The sequence below is a fragment of the Bradyrhizobium sp. WU425 genome (assembly GCF_021052305.1).
Lineage (GTDB): Bacteria > Pseudomonadota > Alphaproteobacteria > Rhizobiales > Xanthobacteraceae > Bradyrhizobium > Bradyrhizobium canariense_D.
On the sequence record NZ_CP088089.1, the window covers coordinates 2,281,280 to 2,298,369 of the forward strand.

Here is a 17,090-nt window from a genome sequence, read left to right on the forward strand (position 1 = left end):
GAATTCCATGCTGGCGCGTCTGTCGATCCGTGACATCGTCCTGATCGAACGGCTCGATATCGAATTCGCACCGGGCCTCGCGGTTTTGACCGGCGAGACCGGTGCGGGCAAATCCATCCTGCTCGATGCCTTTGCGTTGGCGCTCGGCGGCCGCGGCGATGCCGGCCTCGTGCGGCATGGGGCGGAGCAGGGGCAGGTCACTGCCGTATTCGATATCCCAAAAAACCATCCCGCGGCCAAAATCCTCGCGGAAAACGGGCTGGACGATACCGGCGAGATGATTCTCCGCCGGGTCCAGCTCGCCGACGGCCGCACCCGGGCCTTCATCAACGACCAGGCGATCAGCGTGCAGACGCTGAAGGCGGTCGGGGCCGCTCTGGTCGAGATCCATGGCCAGCACGACGAGCGCGCGCTGGTCGATGCCGCCACCCACCGCCGCCTGCTCGATGCCTTCGCAGGTCTCGAAAAGGACGTCTCGGCGGTCGAGACGCTCTGGGACGCGCGCCGCACCGCCAACACTGCGCTGGAGGAGCATCGCGCCGGCATGGAGCGCGCTGCGCGCGAAGCCGATTACCTTCGCCACGCCTCCGATGAATTGAAGCAGCTCGCGCCCAAGGACGGCGAGGAGACCTCGCTGGCGTCCCGTCGGACGACCATGATGCAGGGCGAGAAGATCGCCTCCGACTTGCGCGAGGCGCAGGAGGCGGTCGGCGGCCACCATTCGCCGGTCGCCTCGCTGTCGGGCGCCGTGCGCCGGCTGGAGCGCCGCGGCGTCAACTCGCCGGCGCTGGTCGAGCCCGCCGTGAAGGCGATCGACATCGCGATCAACGCGCTGGAGGAGGCCGACCAGCATCTTCAGGCGGCGCTTGCGGCAACCGATTTTGATCCCTCGGAGCTCGAACGCATCGAGGAGCGCCTGTTCGCGTTGCGCGCCGCCTCGCGCAAATATTCGACGCCGGTCGACGGGCTCGCCGCGCTCGCCGCAAAATACGCCGCCGATGTCGTTCTGATCGATGCCGGCGCCTCACGGCTGAAGAAGCTGGAGCAGGCCGCGATCGAGGTCGATGCGCGCTATGCGGCGGCTGCGAAGAAGCTGTCGATGGCGCGGCAGAAATCGGCGGAGAAGCTCAACAAGGCCGTCAATGCCGAGCTCGCGCCGCTCAAGCTCGAGCGCGCAAAGTTCATGACCCAGGTCGAGACCGACGAGGCAGCTCCGGGCCCGCAAGGGTTCGACCGCGTCGAGTTCTGGGTGCAGACCAACCCGGGCACCAAGCCGGGGCCGCTGATGAAGGTCGCCTCCGGCGGCGAGCTGTCGCGTTTCCTGCTGGCGCTGAAGGTCGTGCTGTCCGACCGCGGTTCGGCGCCGACCTTGGTCTTCGACGAGATCGACACCGGCGTCGGCGGCGCGGTCGCGGACGCCATCGGCGGACGGCTGGCGCGGCTCGCCGGCAAGGTCCAGGTGATGGCCGTCACCCACGCCCCGCAGGTCGCCGCCCGTGCCGACCAGCATTTGCTGATCTCAAAGGACGCACTGGACAAGGGCAAGCGCGTTGCGACCCGCGTCAATGCGCTTGCCGCCGACCACCGCCGCGAGGAGATCGCACGGATGCTCGCCGGCGCCGAGATCACCGCCGAGGCGAGGGCTGCCGCGGACCGGCTGCTCAAGGCGGCGACGGCTTGATTTCGTGTCCCGGACGCGCGCAAGCGCGAGCCGGGATACAGAATGTCGCCCCGATGGGCCCCGGCTCTGCAGCGCACCGCCAAAGAAGCGCTGCGCTGCGTCCGGGGCGCAAGACCTCAACACGCCTTTACCCTCCCGCCCGCTCCATCGTATCCAAGCACCATGGCCAGAGCAGCAAAATCGAAACCAACACCGCTTCGCGACGTCGCCGACCTCACCAAGGCGCAGGCCAAGGTCGAGCACATGCGGCTCGCGCTCGAGATCGAGGGGCATAACGAACGCTACTACCAGGACGACGCGCCCACCGTCACCGACGCCGAGTATGACGCGCTACGCCAGCGCTTCAACGCGATCGAGAAGCGCTTTCCGGAATTCGTCAGCGCGGACTCGCCGTCGCAGAAAGTCGGTGCTGCACCATCAGGCCGCTTCAAGAAGGTGCGGCATGCCGTCCCCATGCTGTCGCTCGACAACGCCTTTGCGGAAGAGGATCTGCGCGACTTCGTCGGCCGCATCGTGCGCTTCCTGAAGCTCGACGACGACAAGATCGATTTTTCCGCCGAGCCGAAGATCGACGGCCTCTCGATGTCGCTGCGCTACGAGGGCGGTGAACTCGTCACCGCGGCGACTCGCGGCGACGGCGCGGTCGGCGAGGACGTCACCGCCAACATCCGCACGCTCGAAGACGTGCCGAAGAGGCTGAAGGGCCGCAACGTCCCCGACATCTGCGAGGTGCGCGGCGAGGTCTACATGACCAAGAAGGCGTTTCTGGCGCTCAACGAGCGGCAGAAGGCGGAAGGCAGCACCATCTTCGCCAATCCACGCAACTCGGCCGCGGGCTCGCTCCGGCAGAAGGATCCGACCATCACCGCCTCGCGCCCCCTCGGCTTCTTCGCCTATGCCTGGGGCGAGATGAGCGCGATGCCAGAGGGCACGCAGAGCGGCATGATCGGCTGGTTCGAGCGCTGCGGCTTCAGGACTAACCCGCTGACCAAGCTCTGTCACTCCGTCGAGGAACTGCTGGCGTTTCATCGTGCGATCGAGGAACAGCGCGCAAAACTCGACTACGACATCGACGGCGTCGTCTACAAGGTTGACCGCATCGATTGGCAGGAACGGCTCGGCTTCGTCTCGCGCACGCCGCGCTGGGGCATCGCGCACAAATTCCCGGCCGAGCGCGCCACGACGGTGCTGCGCGACATCGAGATCCAGGTCGGCCGCACCGGCTCGTTCACGCCGGTGGGCAAGCTCGAACCGGTCGGCGTCGGCGGCGTGATCGTGCAGAACGTCACGCTGCACAACGAGGACTACATCAAGGGCATCGGCAACAAGGGCGAAGTGCTGCGCGAGGGCCGCGACATCAGGATCGGCGACACCGTCGTGATCCAGCGCGCCGGCGACGTCATCCCGCAGGTGGTCGACGTCGTCCTCGACAAGCGGCCGAAGGCTGCCAGGGAATTCCAGTTTCCGAAGAAGTGCCCGTGCCCGTTGCACACCGATGTCACGCGCGAGGAGACGGCGGCGGGCGAAGAGGGCTCACGCGCTCGCTGCACCGGCGAGTTCGCCTGCCCCTATCAGAAGATCGAGCATCTGAAGCTGTTCGTGTCGCGGCGCGCCTTCGACATCGACGGTCTTGGCGAGAAGCAGCTCCAGTACTTCTTCGACGAAGGTTTTGTGAAGGAGCCAGCCGACATCTTCACGCTGGAAAAGCGCAACGCAAAGCTCAAGCTGGAGGACATCGAGGGTTACGGCGCAACCTCGGTGCGCAATCTGTTCGGCGCGATCGAGAGCCGTCGCAAGATCGCGCTGGAGCGTTTTATCTACGCGCTCGGCATGCGCCATATCGGCGAGACCACGGCGCTGGCGCTGGCCCGCGGCTACGGCTCCTGGGACGCCTTCCACGATGCCAGCCTGAAGGTCGCCAAGGGCGACGAGGAGGCGATGGCCGAGATGGACGCGCTCGACCAGATCGGCGAGACCGTGATCAAGAGCATCGCCGATTATTTCGGCGAGAGCCACAATCGCGGCATCGTCGAGCGGCTCACCAGGGAGGTCGAGATCATCGACGCGGAGAAGCCGAAGAGCAACTCCGCCGTCGCCGGCAAGACCGTGGTGTTCACGGGCTCGCTGGAGAAGATGACGCGCGACGAGGCCAAGGCCACCGCTGAGCGGTTAGGCGCAAAAGTGTCCGGCTCGGTGTCCAAGAAAACCGATCTCGTCGTCGCAGGCCCCGGCGCAGGTTCGAAGCTCGCGGAGGCCAACAAGCATGGCGTCAAGGTGCTGACCGAGGACGAGTGGCTGCAGCTGATCGGGGAGTGACTCTTCCCTTCTCCCCTTGTGGGAGAAGGTGGCGCGTAGCGCCGGATGAGGGGTTCTATTCTCGAGTTCAAGCTTTGAGAGGGGACCCGCGCGGAGAGAGACCCCTCATCCGGCGCGCTACGCGCGCCACCTTCTCCCACAAGGGGAGAAGGAAGAAGGCCTCACCGCGCCCGATCACATCATCCCGCTCTCTTCCTCTTCCGCCTGCTCGATCAGCGTCTCGCTCATCATGACCTCGCGGCGGGGGACGACGAAGATCATCGTGCAGGCGCAGAGCAGGGAGATCGCCAGTACCGCGGCGGTGAGCGGCAGCGTGGTCGCGGAATGGCCGCCGAGATAGGCGCCGAATTGCGACATCAGCGCGCCGATGCCTTGCTGGAGAAAGCCCATCGCACCTGATGCGGTGCCGGCGGCCTCGGGACGGATGCTGATCGCGCCGGCGGCCGAGTTCGCCATCACGAAGGCATTGCCGACCATCACGATCATCTGCGTGCCGAACAGCCAGGCGGGCGCCTCGTTCCAGCCGGTGAAGCTCCAGAGCAGGTTCAACAGGCTGCCGCAAAGCTGAAGCGCGAGGCCGAACCAGATCAACTTCTCCAGCGAGTGCCTGGGCGCGAAGCGCACGCAGAGCAGATTGCCGACGAGATAGGCAAAACCCGTCGTCGCGAACCACGCGCCGTATTCGGCGCTGGTCCTGCCCATCTGCGTCACCACGATATAGGGGCCGCCGCCGGCGAAGGTGAAGATGATCTGCGAGGCCAGCACCTGGCACATCACGTAGCCGACGAAGGCGCGGTTGCGGATCAGGATGCCGACATCGCCGCGAAAGCCGCTGCCGGCGGCGCGATCTCGGCGCGTCTCGGGCAGCGCGAATGCGATGCCGACGGCGACAATGATCGCGGCGACGGTGATGGCGTAGAAGATCGCGCGCCAGCCGAACGCTGTCTCGATCAGGCCGCCGCTGAGCGGAGAGACCATCTGCCCGATCATCAGCGCCGCGACCACGAGGCTGATCATCGAGGCGACGCGGTCGCGCTCGTAGATGTCGCGGATGATGGCGCGGCTCACCACCATGCCCGCGGCGCCGCCCAACGCCTGGAAAAAGCGCGCGGCGATCAGCTGCGGCAGGGTTTCCGCGAAGATGCAGGCGGCGCTGGCGACCACCATCAGCGCCAGTCCTCCGAGCAGCACCGGTCGCCGCCTGAAACGGTCCGACAGCGGGCCCATGATGAGTTGCGACAGCGCGATGCCGACCATGTACAGCGACACCGTCATCTGCGCGACCGAGATGTCGCTGCCAAAGGTCGTCGCCAGCACCGGCAGCGCCGGAACCAGCATGTAAAGCGAGATCGGCGCGATGCCGGTCATGACGACGAGCAGCAGCAACACCACGCGCGAGGTCGCGAGGTTCTTCGCCGTGTCCGGCGGCTGGCTGATCATGCCGTGCATGCGTGTCCGTCTCGTAGAAATTCGAATCGGACTGTAGCGCGCTCGCGCAAGACGCATATCGGCGTTTCGGAATGCGGCTATACGGATTCCGGGACGGTTATGATGAGGGCGCCATAGCGCCGATTGGGCGCGTTGCTCGCGTCAAAAAGTCGGTGTCATCGCCGGCTTGACCGGGCGATCCAGTACGCCGCGCTTCTTCGCATGCGTTTCCTGTCTCTGGAATACTGGATTCCCCGCCTTCGCGGGGCATGACAGCTGTGGTGGAGAAGCAGCCTTGCGCAAAGCGCGTGGAGCCATGCGGCTTTGCGACGACGCGCTTACGCCTTCAACTCCGCCGTGGCCTGGTCCAGCCAGGCCTTGGTCGTCTCGTCCAGCGCCGGCCGCACCTCGGCCCTGACGCGCGCGTGGTAGGCGTTGAGCCAGTCGAGCTCGTCCTTGCTGAGCATGCCGACATCGATCAGCCGGCGGTCGATCGGCGCCAGGGTCAGCGTCTCGAACGCGTTCATCGATTTTTCCGCGCCCTTGATATCGGCTTCGACCACCAGTTCGAGGTTCTCGATGCGGATGCCGAAACCGTCTGTCTTGTAGTAGCCGGGCTCGTTGGACAGGATCATGCCGCGCTTCAGCGGCGTAGTGCCGAGCTTCGAGATTCGCGCCGGCCCCTCATGCACGCTCAGATAGCTGCCGACGCCGTGGCCGGTGCCATGCTCGAAATCGACGCCGGCGGCCCAGAGATATTGCCGTGCGAGTGTGTCGAGCTGCGCGCCGGTGGCGCCGTCGGGAAAGATCGCCCGCGCAATCGCGATGTGGCCGCGCAGCACACGCGTGAAGCGGTCGCGCATCTCGTCGGTCGGCTCGCCCACGGCCATGGTGCGGGTGACGTCGGTGGTGCCGTCTTCGTATTGTGCACCTGAATCGATCAGCAGCAGATCGCCGGGGACGATCCGCCGGTTGCTCTTGCGGGTGACGCGGTAGTGCACGATCGCGCCATTCGGGCCGGTGCCCGATATGGTCGGGAACGACACATCTTTGAGCGCGCCGGTGTCGCGGCGGAATGTCTCCAGCGCCTCGACCGCGTCGATCTCGGTGAGCTTGCCGCTTGCCGCCTCGCGGTCGATAAAGGCGAGGAAGCGTGCCAGCGCCACGGCGTCGCGCCGGTGCGCCGATTGCGTGCCCTTGATCTCGGTCGTGTTCTTGACCGCCTTGAGCAGCGCGATCGGATCGCTGCCGCGCACCGGCTTGCCGCCGGCGCCCGTGATCAGCCGGCTGAGGGCGTCGGCCGCGGTCGCATTGTCGAGCGCGATCGATCCGCCGCTCTTGGCGAGCGCCATCAGCGTCGGCGCCATCGCATCGGGCTCGCGCACGTCGGCGGACTGCTCGAGATGGTCGCGGGTCAGATTTGAGAGCTTGCGGTGATCGATGAAGATGGTGGGACGGCCGTCCTTCGGCACCAGCGCATAGGACAGCGGCAGCGGCGTATGCGCGACGTCGGCGCCGCGGATGTTGAAGGTCCAGGCCACGGCATGGCTGTCGGACAGCACCAACGCATCGACGCCGAGCTTGCCGATCTCGCTCCTGATCTGCGTCAGCTTCTCGGCTTCAGTCACGCCGGCATGTTGCATTCCGTGCACCGTGACCGGCGCAATCGGCGGCTGTGGCCGGTCTTGCCAGATCGCATCGACCGGATTGCTGTCGACGGCGACCAGTTCGGCACCGGCCTTGGTGCAGGCGGCGGCCAAACGCTCGGCTGCTGCAAAAGTGTGCAGCCACGGATCAAATCCTAGGCGGTCGCCGGCCTTCAGGTGTGCCGACATCCAGCTTTCCGGCGGGGGATCGATCAGAGATTCCACGGCCCAGGCCCTTGAATCGACCTGCTTGGCCGCTTGGATCGTGTAGCGGCCGTCGACGAAGACCGCGGCCTCGTGCGTCAGCACCACCGCCAGTCCCGCCGAGCCCGTAAAACCGGTCAGCCAGGCGAGACGTTCTTCGGACGGCGGCACGTACTCATTCTGCTGCTGATCGGCGCGTGGAATCACGAAACCGGTCAGCTTGCGGCGGGCGAGTTCTTCACGGAGCGCGGCCAGCCGGGCTGTCAATGCGACGCCGGCCTCGGGCTCCTCGAATGTCTGGAAATGCGCTTCGAACATGGTGGATCACTTTAGGATCATGCGGATCAGTCCGCAATGTAGACGCATTTGAGGTCGCATCTGGCATGGACTGTGCTTGAACAAGTTCCATTCGAATTGAGTGGAGTACAGGATGCGGCAGTTGCGCTTCGTCCAGATGACAGGGAAATTCGAGCAAGTTGTTCATCTCAACGACGAGGGGACACTCGATGCCAGCGTTCACGTTTGAAAAGATTACGCCGCCGGTGCGCCGCGCCCCGGCTGCGGCAACACCGAAGAAACCGCGCGGCCTGATCAGCCAGATGATCGACCGTTTCGCCGAACGCCGCGCGAGGCGCGCCTCGCAGGCCGAGCGCGCGATGCGCCGGGACGAAGAGACGGCAAAGTAGCGGCATCTACGGCAGCAGCCGTACTCACCCCATCTTCCGCAGCAACAGGCTGCTCCATCCCTGGATTCGCATGTGCTTCAGAGGCACGAGGCCGCGCGCGCGGTAGGCGGCGATCACGGCGGGGACCTGGGGCGTCAACAGGCCGGAGAGGATGACGCGCCCGCCAGGGGCGAGGTGGCGCGTCATCGGGCCCGCCAATTGCCGTAACGGATTGGCAAGGATGTTGGCCAGCACCAGGTCGAACGGGCCGCGTCTGCCGAAATCAGCCGCCGCGAAGCCGATGGCGCGGATCACTCGCACATGGTGACCGACCTCGTTCAACACGGCGTTCTCGGCTGCCACCTTGACCGAGGCCGGGTCGATGTCGGAGGCCAGCACCGCGCGATGCAGCGCTTTCGCCGCCGCTATCCCGAGCACGCCGGTCCCGGTACCGAGGTCGAGCACGCGGTCCGGCCGGGTGCGTTTCAGGACATGGTCAAGCAGGAGTAAACAGCCGCGTGTGGTGCCGTGATGGCCAGTGCCGAAGGCGAGAGCCGCCTCGATCTCGATGGCGAGCTTGTTCGGGGCCACGCGGTCGCGGTCATGGCTGCCGTGGACGACGAAGCGCCCGGCCAGCACCGGGACGAGATCTTCAAGGCTCGACTTGACCCAGTCCCTGGCTTCGACGGTGTCGAAGGCCAGCGTGTCCGCGATCTCATTTCCTGCTGATGTTGCAACGAGTTCGCGCAGCCACGCCCGGTCCGGCGCGTGGGCGAAATGCAGCGCGACGTCCCACTGTCCGTTCGGCTGCTCGAAGGCGGCGACCGCCGCATCATCCTCGAAGAACATTTCGGTGAGGACGTCGACAATGCGCCTTGCGGCGATCTCGCTGCCGATCGAAAAACTGGCCCGATGGGTGGGGGAAGGTTGCATTCTCAGGTTCCGTCCGGTTCAATTTTTGGAACTTTTGTTCCCGATTTTTCTAATAACTTGCATTTATGAAGTTAACCCGACCGCAGGTTGTGCCACGTAGATTTGCGGGTGTTGGACGACCTGCACAGCTTGAAATGGAAAAGGAGGCGAGACTTGAAGCGCATGATTTTGAAATTCTGGACCGACGATTCAGGTGCAACCGCAATCGAGTACGGCCTGATCGCAGCCGGCATCGCGCTGGCGATCATCACCGTGGTGAACGGCCTGGGCACCACCATGAACGAGAAGTTCACTTCGATTAGCAGCTCTTTGAAGTAATTTCCGCCTCCCATTTCCGGGCGGGGCCAATTCTCCATAGCACTGCTTCGAGCCGCGCCCGTCGGGGGAATTGCCCCCTGGCGGGCGAAGTCGTTTTGGGGCAGAGGTTTTCACAGAATGCCCACAGGCGATCGGCTGGTTTGTCCGGACTTTGCCCACGGATTATCCGGCCGTTCATCCCCGGATTTCCACTAATTTGTACCAGGCTTGGAGGGACGTAACCCACCGCTCTTTCACAGCCCTGCCAACAGCCTGTCCACAGCTTATCCACCGGCTTATCCACGACTTCCGAACAGGCTGCGGTGATCCCTCAGGATCGCCTGCGCGGCGTTGTGGCCGGGGGCGCCGGTGACGCCGCCGCCGGGGTGGGCGCCGGAGCCGCAATGATAGAGGCCTCTCAGGGGCCCGCGATAATCGGCGTGACCCAGCATCGGCCGGGCCGAGAACAGCTGGTTCAGCGTCAGCGCGCCGTGGAAGATGTCGCCCCCCAACAGGCCGAACTGCCGTTCGAGGTCGAGCGGTGACAGGATCTGGCGGCCGAGCACACTTGTCGCAAAACCCGGTGCGTATTTGTCCACCGTCGCGATCATGAGGTCGGCAACTTCTTCGCGATGGTCGTCCCACGACTTTCCATCGGGAAGCGCCGGCGCGACATGCTGGCAGAACAAGCTCGCGACATGGTGTCCAGCGGGCGCGAGCGTGTCGTCGAGCGTCGAGGGAATCAGCATTTCCACGACGGGCTCTCGGCTCCAGCCGTGGGCCCGGGCGTCGAGAAAAGCGCGGTCCATGTAGCCGAGATCAGGGGCCAGGATAATGCCGGAGGTGAGATGATCGCCGTCGCACGGCAGCGCCGTGAAGGAGGGCAGGCGGTCCAGCGCCACGTTCATGCGGAAGGTGCCGGAGCCGTTCTTCCAGTGCCGGATGCGGTCGAGGAAGGTTTGGGGAAGCGCATCGGCGGCGACCAGCCGCGTATAGAGCAGCTTCGGATTGACGTTGGCTGCGACATATTTCGCGCGGATGGCCGTGCCGTTCTCCAGCGCCACGCCGACGGCGCGGTCGCGCTCGACGATGACCTCGCGCACGCCCGCATCGGTGTCGATCACAACGCCGCGGTCGCGTGCGGCGCGCGCCATGGCTTGCGTGATCGCGCCCATGCCGCCGATGGCGTGACCCCAGACGCCCTTCTTGCCGTTTACCTCGCCGAAGGCGTGATGCAGCATCACATAGGCCGATCCCGCGGCGTAAGGGCTGGCATAATTGCCGACGATGGCATCGAAGCCGAACAGCGCCTTGACCAGATCATGCTCGAAACGTTCGTCCAGCATCTCGCCGGCCGAGCGGGTGAAGAGATCGAGCAGGCTGCGGCTCTGCTCCAGCGACAGCCCACGCAGGATGTTGGCGCTCTGGAATGCGTTCACGGCTTCGCGGATCGAAGCCGTGCCGAAACCATCGAGCAGGTTTGGCGGCGCGCGCAGCACGAATTGCCGAAGCACGTCGGCGATATCTTCCAGCTCGCGCGAAAACCCGTCGAGCGCGTTTGCGTCATGCGCGCTCAGCCGCGCGACGGACGCCTGTGTCCGCCCCTCGCCGGTGAGCAGATAGCTGCCGTCGGGGGCGGGCAGAAAATTCTGCGCGCGCCGTTCGACGATGCGCAGGCCCTGTTCGGCCAGCTTCAAGTCGCGGATCACCTGCGGATTAAGCAGGCTCACGGTGTAGGCCGCGACCGAATTGCGGAAGCCGGGATGAAATTCCTCCGTGACCGCGGCCCCGCCGACCACCTTGCGGCGCTCGACCACGCGCACGCGCAAGCCGGCCATCGCGAGATAGGCCGCGCAGGTGAGGCCGTTATGGCCAGCGCCGATGATGATGACGTCGGTTTCGATCATGAAGGGGTCAAGCTGTTCCACGCTCATTCCCGGATGGTCTGAACGACCGGGCTCGGAACATCTGTATATCAAGCATTCCCCGCTGCAACATCACGAGACCCTTTATTGCCCGTTCAGGCGCCTTGTGCTCCATTGCGCGCGCCCGGCGCCCGCCGGGATATGCTGGAGCTTCCATGGATTCGATCGTGCAACCCGCCGCCACGGAGCAGCCGTCATCGTCACGCAACCGGCTGCTGCTGACGGTCTACACCGCCGCGATCTTCGTCAGCGCGCTGTTGCTGTTCTCGGTGCAGCCGCTGTTCACGAAGATGGTCCTGCCGCGGCTCGGCGGCTCGCCGGCGGTGTGGTCGGTGGCGATGGTGTTCTTCCAGTCGCTGCTGCTGGCGGGCTACGCCTATGCGCATTTGTTGATGCAGGTGAGGAACCGCATCGTTCCGGTGGTGGTGCATCTCCTGCTGCTGATTACAGCGTTCGTCACGTTGCCGCTCGGCATCGCCTCGGCCTATGGCGATCCGCCCGCTTCGGGCTACGCGGTCTGGCTGCTCGGTCTGTTCGTGATCTCGATCGGGCTGCCGTTCTTCGCGCTTGCCGCCAACAATCCGTTGCTGCAGGCCTGGTTCGTCCGCACCGGGCATCCTGCCGGACACGATCCCTATTTCCTCTATGCGTCCTCCAACATCGGCAGCTTCCTCGCCCTGCTGTCCTATCCGTTCCTGCTGGAGCCGATGTTCACGCTGCACACGCAGAACCGGCTCTGGACCGGCGGTTACGGCATTCTGATCGTCCTGATCGCCGCCTGCGGCGTGCTGCTGTTGCGCTCGCCGAAACTGGCCATGGTCGATGCGCGAACCGAGGATTTGAATGCGCCGGCGCCCGGTCTCATGACGCGGCTGCGCTGGATATTCCTCGCCGGAGTGCCGTCCGGCCTGCTCATCGCCGTCACCGCGCACATCTCGACCGATGTTGCGGCAGCGCCGCTGCTGTGGGTGCTGCCGCTGTCGCTGTATCTCCTGACCTGGGTGGTGGTGTTCCAGTCGCGGCCGTTACTGCCGCACAAATGGATGCTGATGCTCCAGCCGGTCGCGATCGCGGGCGTCGTCTTCCTGCTGGCGTTCGGCGGCGAACAGAACCTGCTGCTGACGCTCGGCGGTCATCAATTGTGCTTCTTCGTCATCGCGATGGCCTGCCACGGCGAATTGGCGCGAACCCGGCCGGCCGCCAAATATCTCACCGGATTCTATGTCGCGCTATCGTTCGGCGGCATGGTCGGCGGCCTGTTCGCAGGGCTCCTTGCGCCGTTCACATTCTCCTGGATCGCCGAATATCCGATCCTGGTTGCGCTTGCCGCGCTGTGCCGGCCGCCCGCGAACGAGCGGCTGGCGGGCATCGTCAAATGGTACTGGCTGGCGCTTGCCGCGCTCGCCGTCGTGCTCGTTGTGCCGTCCACCACGACGGGCGGGCTATCGACCTGGTTCGAGGATCACCGGGTCTGGATGGCCGGCGGCGTCGGCGTGCTCGCCGCGCTGCTGGCGCTGGCGGTCAACGCCGGCCGCTGGAAGATATTCGCCACCGTCGCGCTCGCGCTGGCGTTGATCCGGGTTTATCCGGCGGACGAAGGCCGCGTCACCACGGTGCGCAGCTTCTTCGGCGTGCACAAGATCGTGGTGACGCCCGGCGGCTATTTCCACGTGCTGATGCACGGCACCACGATTCACGGCGCCGAGCGCTTCCTCAACAATGACGGCACGCCGGTCACCGGCCGGCCGGAGCCGATCACCTACTATCACAAGGACGGCGGCATCGGTCAGGCCGTGACCGCGATGCGCGAGCGCAAGGGCGCGCCGCTGAAGGTCGCGGCGATCGGCGTCGGATCGGGCACGCTCGCCTGCGCCGCCGAGCCCGGCGAGAGCTGGACATTCTTCGAGATCGATCAGTCTATGGTCGACGCGGCAAGCGATCCGAAGAATTTCCGCTACATCTCGAGCTGCATGCCGGGCCTGAAGCCGGTGATCGGCGATGCCCGCCTCACCTTCGCGAAGGAGCCGGACGGTGCCTATGATCTCATCATCGTCGATGCCTATTCGTCGGATGCGATCCCGATCCATCTTGCGACCGAAGAGGCGATGAAGATCTACAAGGACAAGCTCGCTCCGCACGGCGCCGTGGTGATGCACGTCTCCAACCGCCACCTCGATCTCGAGACGGTCGTGGTCGGTATCGCCGATGCCAACGATCTCAAGAGCTGGGTCTACAACGAGGATTCCGGGCGCGATGGTGACTACATCTTCTCGACCGACGTCGTCATCTCCGCCCGCGAGGATGCCGACGTCGGCAGGCTCGCATCGTCGAAAACATGGGAGCAGACCGAAGCCGACGACCGGGTGCGGGTCTGGACCGACGATTACTCCAACATTTTGGGCGCGCTGTACCGGCGCTTGCGGGACGGGGAGTAGGGCCCGCTTCTACGGCTCCACCGGCGTCCCCGCGGGCAACGCGATTGCCTTCTCGCCCGCGACCTGCCGCAACAAATCGGGCCTGTCGGAGATGATCCCGTCGACGCCGATCTCGATCATGCGCGCCATGTCTTCGGGTTTGTTGACCGTCCAGACCACGACACGCAGCCCGAGCGCATGGGCCTCGGCGATCAGTGCCGCGGTCACATCGCCGAAATAGGGTGACCAGACCGCGCCGCCCGCAGCCTTGATGGTCCGCGGCAGCGACCCGCCGTGATCGGCCGGGCTGAAGCCCGCCGTCCAATTGGTCGCCTTGTCCAGCGCCACCGTCTGGCCCGAGCCGCGCTGGAGCGTCAGGTACACCGTCGGCATCTTTGGTGCCCGCTGCTGGACGAGCAGCAGGGTCCGCCAGTCGAACGACTGGATCATGACGCGGTCGGAGAATTTCTCGGCTTCGATCACGCCGAGCAGCCTGGTGACGAAAGATTGCGGATCGAGCGTCTCGTCAGGATGGTTCGGATCGATCTTGGTCTCGACGTTGAAGCGCACGCGCGTATTGCCGGATTTGCGCACCAGCGCGAACAGCTCGCTCAAGGTCGGAATACGGGTCCCGGGCATGGCGCGCTGGTCGGGGAATTGCTTTTCGTAAGGGCTGTCTGACCGGATCTGGCCGACGTCATAGGTCCTGACGTCGGCGAGCCGCAGTTTCACGAAGGGCGTGCCGGGAGGCGTGACGTAGGCGCCGTTCGCATCCCGCGTGATATCAGGATTGAGCCCGCGCTCATGCGAGACGACGACTTCGCCGTCGGCGGTGATGCCGACATCGAGCTCCAGCGTGTCCACGCCGATCGACAGCGCGTTGGCGAAGGCCGGAAGCGTGTTTTCCGGCAGCAGTGCCCGCCCGCCGCGATGGGCCTCGAGGTCGAAAGCCGAATCAAATGCCATGGCCGGTCCCGCAATGAGAAGTGACAGTACGGTCAAGATCGTCGCAGCACGTGACGGCATGGCGGCTCGTGGGGCAAGGGAAAGGGGCCATATTTCAACGCGTTTTGGCGCGTCCGGCCGATTGTATAGGTTTTCGTGGCTGTTGAAACCTTGGGCGTCGGCTTGGGTTGCGGCCGCCGCGGGGGTATGTACTCATAGTCGGTGCCCTGGAATCCCGCCCGTGCAGCAGCAACGCGATCATCGAATTATCCGCAGCCGGCATTTTCGCCGGATGCAGCGCCGGCATTTCATGATCTTCGACGTTTTGCCCTTCGTCGGCACGCTGCTGGCGCTGGTCCTTCTGTTCTACCGCCCGATCGGCGCGATGGAGCTTGGCCTGTTCGTCGGCTTCTGGCTGGTCACCGGCCTCGGCCTTACCGTCGGCTATCACCGGCTCTTCACCCACCGCGCCTTCGCGACCTCCACGGCGATGAGTGCGATCCTGGTCGTGATGGGATCGATGGCCGGCCGCGGCCCCATGCTGTCCTGGGCGGCAATGCACCGCCGGCACCACGAATTGTCCGATCACGACGGCGATCTGCATTCGCCGCGGCTGCACGGCAAGGGCCCATTCGGCCGCCTGCGCGGCTTCCTGCACGCGCATTTGACCTGGATGATCGAGCACGATTATCCCAATGTTGCGCACTATGTCCCGGACCTGATGGCGGATCGCAGGCTGGTTGCAGTCAACAGCTACTATTACAGTTGGGTCGGTCTCGGCCTGGTGCTGCCGGCCGCGATCGGCGGCCTCGCCACGATGAGCCCGTGGGGCGCGCTGACCGGCTTGCTCTGGGGCGGCGTGGTGCGCATGTTCGTGGTCGAGCAGACCATGTCCGCCATCAACTCCGTCATGCATAGCTTTGGCGCGCAGCCGTTCGTCACCCGCGACGACAACAGCCGCAATCTCGGCGTGGTGGCCTGGCTTGCCTGGGGCGAGGGCTGGCACAACAACCACCACGCCTTTCCCTATTCCGCGGCCTTCGGCTTGCGCTGGTTCGAGTTCGATCCGGGCTTTGTCTTCATCCGGGCGCTGGAAGCGCTGGGACTGGCCTGGGACGTCAAGGTGCCGAGCGAGGAGAAGATTGCGCGACGCATGCTGCGGCAGCCGGGTGACGCTGCGCCCGACCTCGAAACGGGCTGAGCATCATCCGCCGGCTCACGCCGGCGATGGCGCGGCTGTGAACCGATGCTGTTCAACGACTATCCCTTTCTCCTGGTCTTCCTGCCCGCGGCGCTGCTGATCTATCGCTTGGCCGACCCCTATCCGGGCTTGCGTATCGGCGTGCAGGTCGCGCTGTCGCTCGCCTTCTATGCCTGGGGCAGCCCGTCCTTCATCCTGCTCCTGATCGGCTCGATCGCGATCAACTGGCTCGCCTCGGTTGCCTATGGGCGCGTGAAATGGCCGGCGCTGCTGACGCTGGTGATCGGGCTCGATCTCGCGGTGCTGGCGCTGTTCAAATACGCCAACTTCGTTCTCGCTAATCTGGGTCTCGTGCTCGGTGCGACGCTGCCGGTGCTCGACGTCGGGCTGCCGCTCGGCATCTCCTTCTTCACCTTCCATCACATCATGTATCTGGTCGACCTGAAGCGCGGCAGGGCGCCGCTCTATGCGTTCGACCGCTATGCGCTCTACATCGCCTTCTTCCCGCAGGCGATCGCCGGCCCCCTGGCGCGCTGGTCGGAGGTGATGCATCAGTTCGGCAGGCAGGTCTACGTTCCGGGCTGGCAGCGTCAGTTCTGCATCGCCACCTGCTTCATCGCGATCGGCCTGTTCGAGAAAATCGTGATCGCCGACGGCCTCGCGCATCTGCTCGATCCCATCTACGCGCAGGCCGCGAACGGGCCGCTCGCGGGCGGTGACGCCTGGCTCGTCTTCTGCTTCTCCTTCCAGATCCTGTTCGATTTCTCCGGCTATTCCGACATCGCGATCGGCCTCGGCCTGCTGTTCGGCGTGCAGCTGCCGTACAATTTCGATGCGCCGCTGCGCTCGACCAATATCCAGGATTTCTGGCAGCGCTGGCACATCACCCTGATGCTGTTCCTGCGCGATTACGTGTTTTATCCGCTGGTCAATCTGCGCCTGCTGCCGCGGCGCTGGCTGCCGGTGCAGTTTTTCGGCGCGATGATGATCACGATGGCGCTGTGTGGCCTCTGGCACGGCGCGAGCTGGACCTTCGTGCTGTGGGGCGTGCTGCACGGGCTTGCGCTGGTCGCCTGCACGCTGTGGCGTCGCTATGGCCCGGAGTTCCCGTCATGGCTCGGCTGGGCGCTTACCGTGCTGTTCGTGCTCGCGACCGGCGTGATCTTTCGTGCGGGATCGGTGGAGGCGGCCTGGCATGTCTTCGCCGGACTGGCTTCGCCGCTCCCGCTCGAGCGCGGAAAGCATTTGTGGCCGCTAATCGCAGCGCCGCTGTTCGCCTTCCTGCTGCCGGCGAGCCAGGACATCGTGGCGGTGCTCGCGCGCCGTCCCAATCCGTGGCTCGCGGGTTTTCTCGGTCTTGGGCTATTCGCATTGCTGCTTCACATGGGTGGTCGGGATCTCCATGAGTTCGTCTACTTCAAGTTCTGAGACCGAT

At 65.1% G+C, this 17,090-nt stretch carries 12 protein-coding genes; 7 read left to right on the forward strand and 5 right to left on the reverse strand.

Annotation, left to right across the window (positions count from 1 at the left end; all coding sequences use genetic code 11):
• The first annotated feature begins 7 nt into the window (after positions 1 to 7).
• Together recN and ligA are read left to right on the forward strand one after the other, a co-directional pair.
• On the forward strand, positions 8 to 1,681 hold the full coding sequence (recN, locus tag BcanWU425_RS10900; protein ID WP_231190421.1) for a DNA repair protein RecN: 1,674 nt from the start codon (positions 8 to 10) through the stop codon (positions 1,679 to 1,681).
• Positions 1,682 to 1,843: 162 nt separating this feature from the next.
• Positions 1,844 to 3,997: an NAD-dependent DNA ligase LigA gene (ligA, locus tag BcanWU425_RS10905; protein WP_085349081.1), complete on the forward strand. Its 2,154-nt coding sequence runs from the start codon at positions 1,844 to 1,846 to the stop codon at positions 3,995 to 3,997.
• A 174-nt stretch (positions 3,998 to 4,171) separates the two neighbouring features.
• Here ligA and BcanWU425_RS10910 read toward each other — a convergent pair whose 3' ends face one another.
• On the reverse strand, positions 4,172 to 5,446 hold the full coding sequence (locus tag BcanWU425_RS10910) for a multidrug effflux MFS transporter (RefSeq protein WP_085361400.1): 1,275 nt from the start codon (positions 5,444 to 5,446) through the stop codon (positions 4,172 to 4,174).
• A 317-nt stretch (positions 5,447 to 5,763) separates the two neighbouring features.
• Positions 5,764 to 7,593: an aminopeptidase P family protein gene (locus BcanWU425_RS10915; RefSeq protein WP_018454251.1), complete on the reverse strand. Its 1,830-nt coding sequence runs from the start codon at positions 7,591 to 7,593 to the stop codon at positions 5,764 to 5,766.
• Positions 7,594 to 7,781: 188 nt separating this feature from the next.
• Here BcanWU425_RS10915 and BcanWU425_RS10920 point away from each other — a divergent pair, with 188 nt between their 5' ends.
• On the forward strand, positions 7,782 to 7,961 hold the full coding sequence (locus tag BcanWU425_RS10920; protein WP_018454252.1) for a hypothetical protein: 180 nt from the start codon (positions 7,782 to 7,784) through the stop codon (positions 7,959 to 7,961).
• A gap of 24 nt (positions 7,962 to 7,985) precedes the next feature.
• Here the strand turns inward: BcanWU425_RS10920 and BcanWU425_RS10925 are convergent, their stop codons facing one another.
• Positions 7,986 to 8,873 carry a 50S ribosomal protein L11 methyltransferase gene (locus BcanWU425_RS10925; protein ID WP_085349077.1) on the reverse strand — a complete coding sequence of 296 codons (888 nt, stop codon included), beginning with the start codon at positions 8,871 to 8,873 and terminating at the stop codon, positions 7,986 to 7,988.
• 162 nt (positions 8,874 to 9,035) lie between these two features.
• On the opposite strand from BcanWU425_RS10925, the gene BcanWU425_RS10930 reads away from it, so the two are divergent.
• Positions 9,036 to 9,191 carry a Flp family type IVb pilin gene (locus BcanWU425_RS10930; protein ID WP_085349137.1) on the forward strand — a complete coding sequence of 52 codons (156 nt, stop codon included), beginning with the start codon at positions 9,036 to 9,038 and terminating at the stop codon, positions 9,189 to 9,191.
• Between the two features lie 275 nt (positions 9,192 to 9,466).
• On the opposite strand, the gene BcanWU425_RS10935 is transcribed toward BcanWU425_RS10930, so the two are convergent.
• Positions 9,467 to 11,077 (reverse strand): phytoene desaturase family protein, encoded by a 1,611-nt coding sequence (locus tag BcanWU425_RS10935; protein ID WP_231190877.1) that lies wholly within the window; start codon positions 11,075 to 11,077, stop codon positions 9,467 to 9,469.
• 173 nt (positions 11,078 to 11,250) lie between these two features.
• On the opposite strand from BcanWU425_RS10935, the gene BcanWU425_RS10940 reads away from it, so the two are divergent.
• Positions 11,251 to 13,530 carry a spermidine synthase gene (locus BcanWU425_RS10940; protein WP_204512068.1) on the forward strand — a complete coding sequence of 760 codons (2,280 nt, stop codon included), beginning with the start codon at positions 11,251 to 11,253 and terminating at the stop codon, positions 13,528 to 13,530.
• A gap of 9 nt (positions 13,531 to 13,539) precedes the next feature.
• Here BcanWU425_RS10940 and BcanWU425_RS10945 read toward each other — a convergent pair whose 3' ends face one another.
• The gene (locus BcanWU425_RS10945) at positions 13,540 to 14,535 is read right to left on the reverse strand and encodes a glycerophosphodiester phosphodiesterase (protein WP_204512067.1); all 996 of its coding nucleotides are present in this window, start codon (positions 14,533 to 14,535) and stop codon (positions 13,540 to 13,542) included.
• Between the two features lie 160 nt (positions 14,536 to 14,695).
• On the opposite strand from BcanWU425_RS10945, the gene BcanWU425_RS10950 reads away from it, so the two are divergent.
• Complete coding sequence (locus BcanWU425_RS10950) at positions 14,696 to 15,655, forward strand: acyl-CoA desaturase (protein ID WP_231190423.1); 960 nt, start codon at positions 14,696 to 14,698, stop codon at positions 15,653 to 15,655.
• Between the two features lie 45 nt (positions 15,656 to 15,700).
• Entirely contained in the window at positions 15,701 to 17,083 is a 1,383-nt protein-coding gene (locus BcanWU425_RS10955) for an MBOAT family O-acyltransferase (protein WP_204512066.1), read from the forward strand.
• Positions 17,084 to 17,090: the final 7 nt, after the last annotated feature.